The sequence below is a fragment of the Stappia sp. genome, from assembly GCF_048268045.1.
In the GTDB taxonomy this organism is placed as follows: domain Bacteria; phylum Pseudomonadota; class Alphaproteobacteria; order Rhizobiales; family Stappiaceae; genus Stappia.
Genome location: NZ_JBLWWG010000004.1, coordinates 411110 through 424720, shown reverse-complemented (window position 1 = coordinate 424720; position 13611 = coordinate 411110). Strand labels below are relative to the sequence as shown.

Sequence of the window (13611 nt, the reverse complement as noted above, 5' to 3'; positions counted from 1 at the left end):
GCGGCCCGAGGCAGCGGTGGACGGGCGATCCGGTCGCCTGAAAGCACTCAGCCGGTCAACGCAACGCTCAGGACGCCGGTCCTGGCGCCTCCACGGTCCAGCGGGCCGGGCGGCCAATGGCATAGCCTTGCGCGAAGCTCACGCCGAGACGTCCAAGCAGGGCCATCGTCTCGAGATCCTCCACATATTCGGCCACGACCCGGATCGACATGGCTTCGGCAACCGCGACAATGCCCGCGACGATGGTCTGCTGGACCGTGTCGTCACGCAGTCCGCCAATGATGCTGCCGTCGATCTTCAGCATGTCGACATCGAAACGGCGCAAATAGCCGAAAGACGAAAGCCCCGAGCCAAAGTCGTCGAGAATGATCCCGCAGCCGCGCGCACGCAGGGCCGCGATCAGGTCGCGGGCGGTCTCCATCGACCGGATGGCCGATGTTTCGGTGATCTCAAAGGAAATCTGTCCCTTGCGGGGAGCGGCCGCGTCCAGGGCCTCGATGAGAAAATCCCGGAACCGCGCATCGCCGACCGACTGGCCGGAAAGATTGACCGACAGTCGGGCATCGGCGGCAACGCCCGGCAACCTGGCAAGAACGGCCTCGACAACCCACCGATCCACGCGGCTCATCAGGCCATGGCGCTCGGCGGCGGCAATGAAGTTGCCAGGCGGCATCGGCGTGCCGGCCTCATCGAGCACGCGCAACAGGATCTCGTCATAATCGCCGCTGCCGGTGCCGATCGGGGCAATGGGCATGACGTGCAGTTCGAAACGATCCTGGCGCAACGCCTCCTGAATGACGCGGACGTTCATCACCTCCTCGTTGCGGGCAAGAATGTCGCTGTCCTCGGGGTGATAGACCGACACCCGCGCCCCGCCGGCATCGCGCGCGACGCGACAGGCGCGGTCGGCACGCTTCATCACGTCGCTGACCGATGACGCGGCGCCTTCATACACATCCTGATCGATGGGGACGATGCCGATGCTCGCGCCAACGGAATACCGCGCCGTCCCCATCTCGAAGCCGGCGCTGCCGATTGCCGCGACGATCTTCTCACCGAGCGCGACAGCGGTTCGCTGGTCGACGCCACACAGCAGCATGGCGAAATCGTCACCGCCAAGGCGGGCAAGATAGGCGTCGGGGACAAGCGTCGCCAGATGGCGAGCGACCTGGCGCAGCAACACGTCCCCCGCTGCGTAACCGGCCATGTCGTTGATCGTGCGAAAATCGTCGAGGTTCAGAACCATCACCGCCGAAAGACACTCCTGCGTGTCACAGGCACAGGTCGCGACGGCGCCAAGCTGGCGCGACAGATTTTCCTCGAAGGCGCTGCGGTTGGGAAGCCCGGTAAGCGCGTCCTCGGTCTCATGCCGCTCGATCCGCTCGATCATCGCGGCGACATCCGACACGTCGCGACGGTTGACCACCGCGCCGATGATGGTTCCGTTTTCGTCGCGGAAGGGTTCGAGGCGAATGGCGAAGCGGGCCGGCGTGCCGTCGAATGTGCTGGTGACGTCCTCGAAGGCAACATTCTCGCCGCAAAAGCAGCGCGACAGCGGAATGAGCACCGTCTCCATGTAGGAGCGCGTTCCGACAATCTCGGCGACAGCACGTCCCACCACCTGATCAGGCATGAGGTTCCAGCGTCGCGTGTACGAATGATTGGCCCAGACGTAACGATAATCGGTGCCGATGACGGCAAGGCCGTCCGCCGTCTGGTTGAAGACCTCGCCCAGCATGGAGACGCGGCGTTCGAGATCATGCAGCCGCGTGGCGTCTTCCAACCGGACGAGAACGCCGACCACGTCGCCCCCCTCGCCCCGCACAGGGATATGGTGAATACGCAGCAGCCGCCCGCGCGAGGCCCCCCTTTGCCCCCAGTCGACGATGCAGGTTTCCTCTCCGTTCAGCGCAGCCTTGATCTGGCCCAAGCGGGTTTCGAAGACGGAGGGGCCGAGCAAATCGGACACATGGCGACCGACAATGTCCTCCCGCGCGACACGGTCATCGGCGAGAAAGGCATCGTTGACGGCCCGCACGATCAACTCGGTATCAAAGTAAATCATCCTGGAGCGCGCAGACAGAAAGGCGGCCTCGAAAGCGCATAGCGCCTCGCCACCCGCAATCCTTGCGAGGCGGACCGCGTCCTGCTGCACCCCCTGCCTCGACGCCAAAACGGAACTCCCCCTGCTGAGATCGTATCGCGGTCATGATTTCAACATGATACGTAATGCGACCATATCAAGAAAAAGTTGACGAATGGATCAGGAAAAAGACCACCCATCGTCACAAATATCAAATCACCTTCCGGTAATTGAAGCCTGCGAAGCTTAACGATTCCAGAACAGAAACAGACGAACCTTGAACGTGCATTCAATATCTGCCGGCACGAAGCATCCGAAAGAACCTCCGCAGCGTCAGTTCAAACTCCTCGGCTCGCCGGGCACGTCGAGGGAAAAGGCGGGAATGGAGACGTCGAAGCCCTCGCCGCCGGCGGTTTCCATGCGGTAGCTGCCACTCATCACACCGGAAGGTTCGCGCAAGGGGCAGCCGGAGGTGTACTCGAACCGCTCGCCCGGCCCGAGCACCGGCTGCTCACCGACGACACCGGCGCCGCGCACTTCCTCCAGCCGGCCCGCCGCGTCGAAAATGCGCCAGTGGCGAGCGCGCAGGCGGACAGTCTCCATGCCCAGATTGACGATATCGACCGTGTAGGCCCACAGGTACTGACCGCCGTCGGGATCGGAATCCTCGCTGAGGAAAACCGGTTCCACGGTGACCTGGATGTTTCGCGTGACGGACCTGTACATCGTGTCTTCCAGGATCAGAGTTAGGGGCTTGCTCATCAGACCACGCGAGCAGGGAACGCAGGGCCACCCCCGGGAATGTTAGGGCAATTTTGCATCATATCCAGTACGCCGAGCAACGTGAACCGGATGAACCTGCCAATCACAACGTATCGTGAGGTTCCTTCGGGGGCGGCGCGCTTGCGCGCGGCTCAACCCTCGGCCATCAAGGACAGTGCGCCCGACCACCGATGGCGGCGGGAACCTTCAAGCTCCGGAAGAGCCGAACCATGTTCGACGCCCGCCTGCGCCCCCTCATCGATCCGCCGCTCGACGCAGCTGGACGCCGACTGGCACGGCTGGGCATCGCCGCCGACCAGGTGACCCTCGCCGGCTTTGCCTGCGGCATGGGCGCGGCACTCGCCATCGCTCTCGGCGCGCCACTCGCCGGCGCCGTTCTCGTCGCGCTCAACCGGCTTCTCGACGGACTGGACGGTGCCGTGGCGCGCGCCAGCCACAAGAGCGACCGGGGTGGCTATCTGGATATCGTCCTCGATTTCTTCTTCTACGGCGCGGTGCCCTTCGCCTTCGCGCTCCACGCGCCGCAGGCGAATGCGCTGGCCGCCGGCGCACTGCTTCTGGCCTTCTACATGAACGGCGCGAGCTTTCTCGGCTTCGCGATCATGGCGGAGAAGCGCGGCCTCTCGACCGACGCACAGGGAAGAAAGTCACTCTACTATCTGGGAGGGCTTGCGGAAGGGGCGGAGACAATCGCCGTGTTTCTGGCGATGTGCCTGCTGCCGTCCTGCTTCGCCATCCTCGCCTGGGGCTTCGCGGCGGTCTGCGTCGTCTCGGCGGTCTCCCGCGTCGTGCTGGTGGCCGGCCTGCTTGGCGACGCGGACGCGCCCTGAAAGCTGCGTCCGCGAGGCGTGGATCAGCCGCGCGCGGCCTTGAGGGCCGTTTCGAGGTCTGCTGCGAGATCGTCGGGGTGCTCCAGCCCGATCGACAGGCGCAGCAGCCCCTCGCCGATGCCCAGTTCGGCGCGCGCCTCCTCGGCCACGCTCTGGTGCGTGGTCGTCGCCGGATGGGTGATCAGGCTGCGCGCATCGCCCAGATTGTTGGACATCTTGATCACCTGCAGCGCGTTGGAGAAGCGGAATGCCGCCTCCTTTCCACCCTCGAGGTCGATGGCGATCATCGTCGAGCCGGCACGCATCTGCCGACGCGCGACCTCGGCCTGCGGGTGATCGTCACGCCCCGGATAGATGAGGCGCTTCACGCCTGCACTCGTCGCCAGCATGTCGGCCAGGCGGGCCGCCGTCGATGTCTGGCGCTCGACGCGCAGCGAAAGGGTCTCGAGCCCCTTCAGCAGCACCCATGCGTTGAACGGGCTGAGCGAGGGGCCGGTGTGTTTGACGAAGGGCATCACCTCGTCGGCGATCCAGTCCTTCTGGCCGAGCACGACGCCGCCGAGACAACGGCCCTGGCCATCGATGTGCTTGGTCGCGGAATAGACCACCACGTCGGCTCCGAGAGTGAGCGGGGACTGCCACATCGGCGTCGCGAAGACATTGTCGACGACGAGCCTGGCCCCAACCGCATGGGCCAGCTCGGCGACCGCGGCGATATCGATGACCTCCAGCGTCGGATTGGTCGGGCTCTCGAGGAAACAGGCCGTGGTTTCAGGCCGGATCGCCGCGCGCCAGGCCTCGATGTCGGTGCCGTCGACCAGCGTCGTCGACACGCCGAACCGCGGCAGCAGCGTCTCGACGATGTAGCGGCAGGAGCCGAACAGCGCCTTGGCGGCGACCACATGATCTCCGGCCCGACAGCACGCCATCAGCGCGAGATTGACCGCCGCCATGCCGCTCGCCGTGGCGATGGCGGCTTCCGCGCCTTCGAGACCGGCGATGCGTGCCTCGAACATGGCGACCGTCGGATTGGCGTAGCGCGAGTAAACGAAGCCCGGATCGTCGCCGTTGAAGCGTGCCTCGGCCGCCTCGGCCGTTCCATAGACGAAGCCCTGTGTCAGGAAGAGCGCCTCGGACGTCTCGCCGTAGGGAGACCGGGTGGTGCCGCCATGGACGAGGGCGGTGTCGGGATGCCAGTTGCGCGCGTTTGAGCTCATGCCTCAACTCCAAATGCAAAACCCCGGCCGTGACGGACCGGGGTTTTCGCAACCCGGCCTGTTTAGCGACTTCTTTAACGTGGCTGCAAGCCGGCCGGCCCAAATCACCACGGAACGGAAATCTGATAAGCCACGCTTCGACCCGCGTCAATGCCCGCAGGCAAGGCAGACGCAAGGGAAGCCGCCGCCGAACACTCCCCGTCGACGGCCCGCCAGCCTGCCTGGGGCGCATGGCAAACCTGCGACAAACCCCGTGGCAAAACACTGCGGGCTGCGCTAAGAGCGGCGGACAAGGCAATTTGGGGGGCAACATGACAGCGGCCGAACATGGCATTCTTCCGGCGCAGGCGATCCGCGCCATGTTCCAGCGCGGCGCAATTTCCGCTCCGCGCTCTCCTGACACGGACCAGATCCAACCGGCAAGCCTCGACCTGCGGCTCGGGCCGCTTGCCTACCGTGTTCGCGCCAGCTTCCTGCCCGGCGCGGACGCCACCGTCGCCGAAAAGCTCGACCGGCTGAAGCTTCATGCCTTCGACCTGTCGCGCGGCGCGGTGCTGGAAACGGGCTGCGTCTACATCGTGCCGCTGCTCGAGGGGCTGGATCTGCCGGGCGATGTCTCCGCGACCACCAACCCGAAGAGCTCTACCGGCCGGCTCGATGTCTTCACACGGGTGATTACGGACGGCGGTCGCGCCTTCGATACGGTGCCGGCGGGCTATCGCGGCCCGCTCTACGCGGAAATCAGCCCGCGCACCTTCCCCGTGCTCATTCGCGAGGGCTCGCGCCTGTCGCAGATCCGCTTCCGCGTCGGCCAGTCGCTGGTGAGCGATGAGGAGCTGCGCGCCGTGCACCTCGCCCATGGCATCGTCTCCGGCGGTCCGCAGGCCGAGGCCGCCGAAGGCGATGCCGACGACGAGGCAACCATCGCCGGCGGCGTGCATCTGACCATCGACCTCAAGGGCGACGGTGTTGGAAGCCTCATCGGCTACCGCGGCAAGCGCCACACCGGCGTCATCGACGTCGACGCGAAGGCGGCGCAGGATCCGCTCGACTTCTGGGAGCCGATCATCCATCGCGGCGCCGGGGAGCTGATCCTCGATCCAAACGAGTTCTATATTCTCGTATCGCGCGAGGCGGTGCATGTGCCGCCGCTGTTCGCCGCCGAGATGGTGCCCTTCGATCCGCTCGTGGGCGAATTCCGCGTCCACTACGCCGGTTTCTTCGATCCGGGCTTCGGCCACTCCGCCATCGGCGGAGGCGGCTCGCGGGCCGTGCTCGAGGTGCGCTCCCACGAAGTGCCCTTCATCGTCGAACACGGCCAGACCGTCGGGCGATTGGTCTATGAAACCATGCTGGAACGCCCGGACGCGCTCTATGGCGAAGGCATCGGCTCCAACTACCAGGGCCAGGCGCTGAAGCTCTCCAAGCATTTCCGCGCCGGCTGAGGTCTTAAGGCCGGGGCGGCGACGCCCCGGCCCCGGATCCTTTCCCTTTCCCGGTTCCCGTCGGGCGACCTGCCGACAGATGCGAAAGAGTGCGCGCCGGGCGAACCGCCGCGGTTGACTTTTCGCCGGCCAGTTAGTATGCCTTCCTGACTATCGAGATACAGGCCGACATGCCAGACACCGACACTCACGCCCTTTCGCCGTCGCGCGCGCTTGAGCACCTTCATCGCATCGTCCATCGCCGATGGGCGACGATGGCGACCGGCATCGGTGTCAGCCACAGCGAGTTCGAGTATCTGCGGGCGATCAAGGAGCAGGAGCGGCGCAAGGTCCTGCGCGACGAACACACCCAGCATCTTCAGGACGTGGCGGCGGCGATGGGCGTGCGCAAGGCCTCGGCCAGCGCCATGGTTGTGAAACTTGAGGAACGCGGCCTTGTGCGACGGGTCCCGTGCCTGATGGATGCCCGCGCCCAGCATATCCTGCTGACGGGCTCCGGCGCCGAGCTGCTCGCCCGGGGTGAGGCCGTCTACGAGGCGGCGCTCGCCGAGATCTTCTCCGACCTGCAGGAGGCGGACATCCAGCCGCTGCGCTCGGCAATCAGGACCCTCGCAGACCTCCCCTGAGCGAGGCCTGTTCTTCCAACACCTTCCCCCTCGCTTCCCGGCGCCATCGGGACGCCACAAGGAAGCCCCTCCCATGCGCGCGCACTTTGGTATGTCTTCCATACTAACTTAATGGTCGACGGAGATGACGAAGGCCCAGACAAACACACGGCTTCGGGTTGCCAAAATGGGCAAGAGCGATGCGGCAACCGCGCCGTTCGGCGAGGGAGCACTTTTCGACAAGAGCGCGGGCAGCAGCATCGCGGCGCCGGTCGCGTCTTCCCGATCTTCACCCGCCGGCATGGCGCCCGCGCGCGCCCGGCGAAACGCAAGGAGACTGAAATGACCTTCGATGCAGCACTTATCGGAGCAGCGATCCATCTGCTCTTCTGGGAAAAGCTCCCGCATTGGGGCACATGGTTCAACCGGCTGATCGAGGCCCTGCCCGCGCCGTTGCGGGTGCTCTACAAGCAGTGGAACTGCCCCTATTGCGCCGGCTTCTGGATCGCACTCTGCCTGCACGGCGCCACCGGGCTTTCGACCCTGCCCTCGCTTGACGACATGCCGGCCTATTGGGCCGGGTTCGGCGAACCGCTTGGCTGGCTGCTCGACGCGCTGGCAACCGCGACGCTGATCCAGCTCATCGTGCTTCTGGTCAATGCCATCCGGCTGCCGGCGATGAAATCCGTGATGCTTCGCGACGAATTCATGAAGCGCCAGTCGAACTGACCTCCGGCCCCGCGGGGAGGTCCCGTCGCGCGCGGGCCTCCTCGCGCAGGGCCTTCACCTCCTCGCGCAGGGCGCGCACCTCGGCAAGGACCACGCCCGTTTCCGTATGGATGGCCTGGCGGTCGGCCTCCGCGCTCTGGTCATGCTCCTGCTGCATGGCGGAAACGATGACACCGATGAAAAGGTTCAGCACGGTGAAGGCGGTGCACAGGATGAAGGGGACGAAGAGGGCCCAGGAATAGGGATAGACCTCCATCACCGGCCGGACGACGCCCATCGACCAACTCTCGAGCGTCATGATCTGGAACAGCGTGTAGGTGGAGCGACCGATGGTGCCGAACCAGTCCGGGAAGCTGCCGCCGTAGAGCTTCGTCGTCATGACCGCGAAGACATAGAAGACAAGCGCCAGAAGAAGCACGATGGAGCCCATGCCGGGAAGCGCGGCGACAAGGCCGCCGACCACGCGGCGCAGCGAGGGCACCACCGAGATCAGCCGCAGCACCCTGAGGATGCGCAGCGCGCGCAGCACCTGGAACGCGCCATTGGCCGGCATCAGCGCGATCGCGACGACGACGAAATCGAAGAGGCTCCAGGGATCGCGGAAGAAGGCAAGCCGGTGGGCATATATGCGCAGCACGATCTCGACGGCAAAGATCGCCAGCACGATCCGGTCGAGCGCATAGAGGAAGGGCCCCGCCGCCGCCATCGCGGCCTGGCTGGTTTCCAGCCCGAGCGTGACCGCATTGACCACGATCAGCGCGATGATCGTCCATTCCCAGCGCCTGGAGCGCACCAGTTGCGATAGTCTGTCCCGCATTGCCGCCAAAGCGCTTGCCCCGTGTTTCGATGCTCAGATGGCCGCCAGTCCGGCAGCCGACCAGAGGTGGGATCGCACGGGCCGAAATCAAGCGGCCGAGCGTGCCGCGAAGCGCGATCTCCACAGGCTGGCGTGCGTGTGCCCCCTTGTGCGGGACCGGGAGAGCGGGTATCTAAATCTCGTGATGCGGGTATGGTGAAATGGTATCACAGGAGCTTCCCAAGCTCTTAGCACGGGTTCGATTCCCGTTACCCGCTCCAACCTCCCCCGTCTTTCAAGCTTCCCTTTGATGTCTTGTCCGCGACGCCCGCTTGCGGAACGCGCGCGCCTCACAAATCCACCAGGTCCAGTCCGTCGCCGAGCTCGCTGCGGGCGATGTCGACCACACTTCGGTGGTGGGTGAAGAGGATCGGCTGCAGGCTCTCCGACAACCCCGCCAGCGCGCGCAATCCGGCCGCCGTGCGGTTGTCGTCGAACGTCTGGAACAGATCGTCGCCGATGAAGGGCGCGGCCTCGGCACGGCTCGCGTAGTCGCTCAGGAATGCGAGCCGTAACGCCAGATAGAGCTGGTCGCCGGTGCCTTCGCTCAATCCGCTCATCGCCACCTCCTCACCGCCCTCGGCGCGAAGTGCGTAAAGCTCGCTGCGGTCATCCTCGGCAAAGCTGCGTGTCAGGCCCGAGAAGGCACCGTCCGTGAGCTTCGCGAAGATCTCGCCGGCACGCTCGACCAGCGGGTCGCCCTGGCTCTGCCGATGGCGGGCAAGGGCTGCGTCGAGCAGCAGCGCCGAGATCCTCAGCACCGACCACTCCCTTGCCACGTCGAGCATCTCCGTCTCCGCCGCCTGGCGGATGAAGGCGGCCTTTTCCGCGCCCTCGCCCTCCTCCGCCGCGCGACGGTCGGCCAGCGCCGCCTGGCGCGCGGCGTGGGCTTCGTCGCGGGCGCGCGTCAACCGTTCGTCCTCGGCCTGCAGGCCCTCCAGATCGACCGAGGCGCTGTCGGCGTCGAAGCCGGCGAGTTCCTCGGCAACCGCCGCCCGGCTCTCGCCTTCGGAGACCTGCGCAAAGCGGGAAAGACTGTCGGCATGGGCCAGGGCGAGGCCATCGCGCTCGCAAAGACGCACGGCAAGGTCGCGCAGCGCCTCCTCGGCAAGTCCCCTGGGCAGGCGTGCACGCAAGACCTCCAGCCGGGCCCGCGCCTCTGCGAGCCGGGCGTCGGCCTGCTCCAGCCCGCTCTCCGCCTTTTCCTTCTCCGACAGCGCTCCGTCGCGGCGGATGCGGGCGGCAAGCTGCTCCTCGTGGCGGCGGTTGAGGAGCGCGGCCGCCACCACCGGCGGATGGTCGGCAAGGTCGGGGGCAATGCCCGCCGACAGCGTCGCCACGCGCGCCTCGAAGGCGCGATTGTCGCGGCGCATCCCCTCGACGCGACGGGCCGCGTGGTCGCGCTGCGCAAGAGCGGCAGGCAGCTCACGCCAGGCAGCGACGGCCGCCTCGGCCGCGGCAATCGAGCTGCCCGCGGGCAATCCCAGTGGCGCAAGCGCCGCATCGAAGCGCGCGCGCCAGTCCGCGGAGCGCGCGGCAAGCGCCTGCCTGTCGGCGACGATCCGCTCGACACGGCTGCAAAGGTCCTCGCGTCGGGCCGCTCTCATGCGGCCGGCGGCCCAACTCTCCTGCTGCTTCGCCAGCGTGGCCTCGAGGCGCCGCGCAAGCGGGCGGAGCCTCTCTGCGGGCGCGATTTCAAGGTCGAGATCCCTGGCCAGAGCCTCCAGATCCGGCCGGAGCGTCTCGGCCAATTGCTCCAGCGCCTGCAGCCGGTCGGCAAGCTCCACAGCTTCGCCGCGGCGTTGCAGAAGCGCCTCGACGCCGCGACGCCAGTCGAGCATTCGCTCGGGCGCAAGCGGCACCATGCCCAGGCCGGCGAATGCCGCCTGCCACTCTCCCCATGCCGCCTCTCGCTCCCCCGCGACCCGCTCGCCCTCGGCTTCAAGGGCGGCAAGTTCGGCGCGGTGCCCGGCCAGCGCCTCACGGTTCGCCTGATGGCGGGTGACGCGCTCCGCTTCCGCAATCGCCCGGTCGGCAAGCCGGTCTGCCTCCGCAACACGGCCCTGCACGTCGGCCAGAGGATCGCCCGCGCCAGCCCGTGCGACAGCAAGGGCGTCCGGCAGACCGGCAAGAGCATGGTCGCGCGCCGCCCGCGCGGCACGGATCGCCTCGGCGGAGGGAATATCGCCACCGCGTTCGGCCTCGGCGACAACCGCCGCGATGCGGTCGATGCGGTTGCGCATTTCGCGAAGGGCATCTTCCTGCCGGCGCGCCTCCTCGCCAAGGCCCGCAAGCCGGTCGCGGTGCGCGGACAAAAGCGGAAGCGAGGGCAGCGGCACGGTGGCGAGAGCGTCTGGGTCGGCGACCGGCGGATCGAGCCGGCCCGCCTCCTCGGCCAGCCGCCGGCGCGTAGCGGCAAGCCTCGGGACGATCTCGTCGACGCCGTCCAGTGTCTTGAGATCGGGAGCAAGCGCGGCCAGACGGGCAAGCAGCGGCCCCGGATCGCTTTGTTGCACGCCCGGCTGCGCCTCGCCGTCGAGATCGGCAAGCGCCTGTCGTTCCTTCGCCTCGCTCTCGGCAAGCGTCTGTGCATCGCGCTCGATCCGGCGGCCAGCCTCGATCGCGCCCGAAAGCCCCGCAAGATCGGCATCTGCCGGCTGCCTGTCGTTCAGCGCCGCACCGGAAAGATCGTCCCCGCCATGACCGAGACGGCGGAGAATGGCGGCGATCTCCTCCCCGTGCGCATCGGCTTCAGCCTGAACGCGCGGGATCTGCTCCAGCCGTTGGCGGTAGGCTCCGGTTTCGGCAAAGAGTTCGGCGATCTCCTCAGCCCGTTCCAGCAATGCATCATCGACCACAAGCGCCGCGTGGGCCTTGCCGGCCTCCTCCGCGCGGACAAGAGCGGCGCGACGGATCGCCTCCACCGCATCGAGGCCGTCAAGCGCGGCCTTCAGGTCGCCTGTCAGGCTGTCGGGCACCTCTGCGAGATCGGCGAACCGGTCGAGCGCGCGTTCGTGCGCGAGAAGCTCCTCAAGAAGCGGGCGCAGTCGCAGAAGCCGATCCAGACGGCGCTCGCGCTTGCGGTGCTCCTTGAGCGTGACGGATGCCTCGTCGAGCGCGGCCTCCGCCGCATCGACCGCCGCGTTTAGGCCCTTCCACGCAGCCTCGCGCAACTCGCGCTCGCGCATGAGTTTCGTGGCCTCCTCGTGGCGGGCAAGCGCCTGGAAGAAGCGGCGATCCTTGGAAGCGCGCGCCGCGAAAAGCCCGCTCGCCTCCTCGTCGAGCGCCTTGCGCAGGGCGGCAAGCCCGTGGCGGCCGGAAGCAGCGGCGAAGAGCGCGCCCTGCCCGTCGCCTTCCTGCGAGAGCAGCGCTCTCGCCCCGTCCCGCAGGCGCGCCGAGTTGAGGCCGAAACTGTTCAGAAAGACATCGCGGCCGAGATTTCCCAGGAAGGGAACCAGCGCATCGTCACGCAGCGGCGTCTCCGCCTCATCATCGGAAAGCAGCGTGTTCTTGTTGCCACGCCGGCGGCGAAAGGACAGATGCTCGCCGTGGCTGTTGACCAGGCGCGCGCCGACCCGCAGCGACTTGGCCTCGTGGCGAAAGTCCCATTCCTTGGCATGCGGAAAGCCGAAGAGAAGATCGGCGATGGCCGCGAGCGCGGTCGACTTGCCCGCCTCGTTCGCGCCGTAGACGAGATGGAGCCGCGCGCCGGAACGAAAGGCAAGCGATCTGTCCGTCAGTCCGCCGTACCGCAGGAGGTCGAGCCGCTCGAGGCGCATCTCCTTAAGCGCCCCCACCGATACGCAGCCCGAGCAACGCCCGCGCCTCGTCGACGAGCGCGTCGAGATCCTCGCCAAAGGGCGCGGCGGGATCGAGAAGCCCGCCTGGAACCCGCGCGGCGATCTGCGCGATTTCCGCCTGTGCGGCGGCGCGGAAGTCCTGATCATGCACAGCTTCGTCAAGAAGCGAGGCGAGATCGAGCGCGCCGTCGCCGAGTTGCACCGGATCCTGCGTGCCGGGACGGGCGAGGTCGAGAACAAGCTTTTCAAGGAAGAGATCGGCTCCGGCTCGGTCGAAGGCACCCTGGACCTCCACGGTGAGATCCGCGCGCCCGGCCAGCAGCGCATCGCGCAGCGGACTTTCGCCGAAAAGCCGCAGGCGCGCGGCCAGCGGACGACCGTCGGCGCGCACGGCCTCGCTCGCCAGCGCCTCCTCGACCGCCGCAAGCAGCGCGTCGCGGTCACCATGGACGGAAACATCGAGCTCGACGCGGGCGAAGCGCGCCGCGTCGACGACGAGACGCTCCATGGCCTCGACCCGGCCGTCGACCACGCGGACGAGCACCGCCCCCTTCTCGCCGGTTTCGCGGATGCTGCGGCCCTGAATGTTGCCGGGGAAGACGATCGGCGGATCCTGCGCGACCACCTCATGGGCATGGACATGGCCGAGCGCCCAATAGTCGTAGCCCCGCGCCTTCAGGTCCTCGACCGTGCAGGGCGCGTAGTCCGCATGCGGCGGCCGGCCGGTCAGCGAGGTGTGCAGCAGGCCGATGTTGAAGTGGCCGGCGAGCGGAGCGGGATAGGCACGCGCGAGGTTCTCCGGCACCTGCCGATTGGCAAAACTCTGTCCGTGGATCGCAACGCCGAGATCCTCCAGGCGATGCGTCTCGGGGCTGCGCACGCCGAAGACATGCACATTGTCCGGCAGGGTGATGGAGCGGGTGACCACGCTCTGGGCATCGTGGTTGCCGCGGATGACAAAGACCGGAATGCCGGCGCGCGCCAGCCGGGCCATCTCCCGGTTGAAGAACAGCCCGACCGAATGATCCTTCCAGTCTCCGTCATAGACGTCGCCGGAGATGACGAGGAAGCGTGCGCCCTTGTCGATCACCGCATCGACGAGGCCGACGACGGCCGCGCGGATCGCGTCGGCGAAGCGTTCCGCCAGCACCGGGTCGCGCAGGGCAAGACCGGCGAGCGGACTGCCGAGATGGAGATCCGCCGCATGAACGAACGTAAAGGCAGACACGAATTGACCCCCGGATGAGATGCGCCTGGCGGATT

General features: G+C 67.0%; 10 protein-coding genes, 1 tRNA gene and 1 riboswitch. Of the genes, 5 read left to right on the top strand and 6 right to left on the bottom strand.

Annotation, left to right across the window (positions count from 1 at the left end; translation table 11 throughout):
- Nucleotides 1-67 precede the first annotated feature (67 nt).
- Both ACN0WF_RS09345 and apaG read right to left on the bottom strand, forming a co-directional pair.
- Nucleotides 68-2065 carry an EAL domain-containing protein gene (locus ACN0WF_RS09345; RefSeq protein ID WP_417772533.1) on the bottom strand — a complete coding sequence of 666 codons (1998 nt, stop codon included), beginning with the start codon at nucleotides 2063-2065 and terminating at the stop codon, nucleotides 68-70.
- Between the two features lie 351 nt (nucleotides 2066-2416).
- Nucleotides 2417-2809 (bottom strand): Co2+/Mg2+ efflux protein ApaG, encoded by a 393-nt coding sequence (gene apaG / locus ACN0WF_RS09340; RefSeq protein ID WP_417772567.1) that lies wholly within the window; start codon nucleotides 2807-2809, stop codon nucleotides 2417-2419.
- A gap of 266 nt (nucleotides 2810-3075) precedes the next feature.
- Between apaG and ACN0WF_RS09335 the strand changes: the two genes are divergently transcribed.
- Nucleotides 3076-3696 carry a CDP-alcohol phosphatidyltransferase family protein gene (locus tag ACN0WF_RS09335; RefSeq protein ID WP_417772532.1) on the top strand — a complete coding sequence of 207 codons (621 nt, stop codon included), beginning with the start codon at nucleotides 3076-3078 and terminating at the stop codon, nucleotides 3694-3696.
- A 23-nt stretch (nucleotides 3697-3719) separates the two neighbouring features.
- Here ACN0WF_RS09335 and ACN0WF_RS09330 read toward each other — a convergent pair whose 3' ends face one another.
- Entirely contained in the window at nucleotides 3720-4913 is a 1194-nt protein-coding gene (locus tag ACN0WF_RS09330) for an O-succinylhomoserine sulfhydrylase (RefSeq protein ID WP_417772531.1), read from the bottom strand.
- A gap of 41 nt (nucleotides 4914-4954) precedes the next feature.
- Nucleotides 4955-5034: riboswitch (SAM riboswitch) on the bottom strand.
- Between the two features lie 190 nt (nucleotides 5035-5224).
- On the opposite strand from ACN0WF_RS09330, the gene ACN0WF_RS09325 reads away from it, so the two are divergent.
- From ACN0WF_RS09325 to ACN0WF_RS09315, 3 genes are all read left to right on the top strand, one after another.
- Entirely contained in the window at nucleotides 5225-6358 is a 1134-nt protein-coding gene (locus ACN0WF_RS09325; RefSeq protein WP_417772530.1) for a 2'-deoxycytidine 5'-triphosphate deaminase, read from the top strand.
- Nucleotides 6359-6528: 170 nt separating this feature from the next.
- A complete protein-coding gene (locus ACN0WF_RS09320) occupies nucleotides 6529-6984 on the top strand; it encodes a MarR family winged helix-turn-helix transcriptional regulator (RefSeq protein ID WP_417772529.1) in 456 nt (151 codons plus the stop codon).
- Nucleotides 6985-7305: 321 nt separating this feature from the next.
- Nucleotides 7306-7692 (top strand): hypothetical protein, encoded by a 387-nt coding sequence (locus ACN0WF_RS09315; RefSeq protein ID WP_417772528.1) that lies wholly within the window; start codon nucleotides 7306-7308, stop codon nucleotides 7690-7692.
- Here ACN0WF_RS09315 and ACN0WF_RS09310 read toward each other — a convergent pair.
- Nucleotides 7670-8509: an ion transporter gene (locus ACN0WF_RS09310; protein WP_417772527.1), complete on the bottom strand. Its 840-nt coding sequence runs from the start codon at nucleotides 8507-8509 to the stop codon at nucleotides 7670-7672. The genes ACN0WF_RS09315 and ACN0WF_RS09310 overlap by 23 nt on opposite strands.
- A gap of 186 nt (nucleotides 8510-8695) precedes the next feature.
- Here ACN0WF_RS09310 and ACN0WF_RS09305 point away from each other — a divergent pair.
- Nucleotides 8696-8769 (top strand) — tRNA-Gly (locus tag ACN0WF_RS09305).
- 69 nt (nucleotides 8770-8838) lie between these two features.
- Here ACN0WF_RS09305 and ACN0WF_RS09300 read toward each other — a convergent pair.
- The gene (locus ACN0WF_RS09300; protein ID WP_417772526.1) at nucleotides 8839-12345 is read right to left on the bottom strand and encodes an AAA family ATPase; all 3507 of its coding nucleotides are present in this window, start codon (nucleotides 12343-12345) and stop codon (nucleotides 8839-8841) included.
- Nucleotides 12332-13576 (bottom strand): metallophosphoesterase family protein, encoded by a 1245-nt coding sequence (locus tag ACN0WF_RS09295; RefSeq protein ID WP_417772525.1) that lies wholly within the window; start codon nucleotides 13574-13576, stop codon nucleotides 12332-12334. The genes ACN0WF_RS09300 and ACN0WF_RS09295 overlap by 14 nt, the downstream gene beginning before the upstream one ends.
- Between the last annotated feature and the right edge of the window lie 35 nt (nucleotides 13577-13611).

What these genes read in the sequence shown, in the direction of transcription:
- ACN0WF_RS09310 (WP_417772527.1), bottom strand. Translation starts at nt 8,509, where the DNA reads ATGCGGGACAGACTATCGCAACTGGTGCGCTCCAGGCGCTGGGAATGG.
- ACN0WF_RS09325 (WP_417772530.1), top strand. Translation starts at nt 5,225, where the DNA reads ATGACAGCGGCCGAACATGGCATTCTTCCGGCGCAGGCGATCCGCGCC.
- ACN0WF_RS09345 (WP_417772533.1), bottom strand. Translation starts at nt 2,065, where the DNA reads ATGATTTACTTTGATACCGAGTTGATCGTGCGGGCCGTCAACGATGCC.
- ACN0WF_RS09330 (WP_417772531.1), bottom strand. Translation starts at nt 4,913, where the DNA reads ATGAGCTCAAACGCGCGCAACTGGCATCCCGACACCGCCCTCGTCCAT.
- ACN0WF_RS09320 (WP_417772529.1), top strand. Translation starts at nt 6,529, where the DNA reads ATGCCAGACACCGACACTCACGCCCTTTCGCCGTCGCGCGCGCTTGAG.
- ACN0WF_RS09335 (WP_417772532.1), top strand. Translation starts at nt 3,076, where the DNA reads ATGTTCGACGCCCGCCTGCGCCCCCTCATCGATCCGCCGCTCGACGCA.
- ACN0WF_RS09315 (WP_417772528.1), top strand. Translation starts at nt 7,306, where the DNA reads ATGACCTTCGATGCAGCACTTATCGGAGCAGCGATCCATCTGCTCTTC.
- apaG (WP_417772567.1), bottom strand. Translation starts at nt 2,809, where the DNA reads ATGTACAGGTCCGTCACGCGAAACATCCAGGTCACCGTGGAACCGGTT.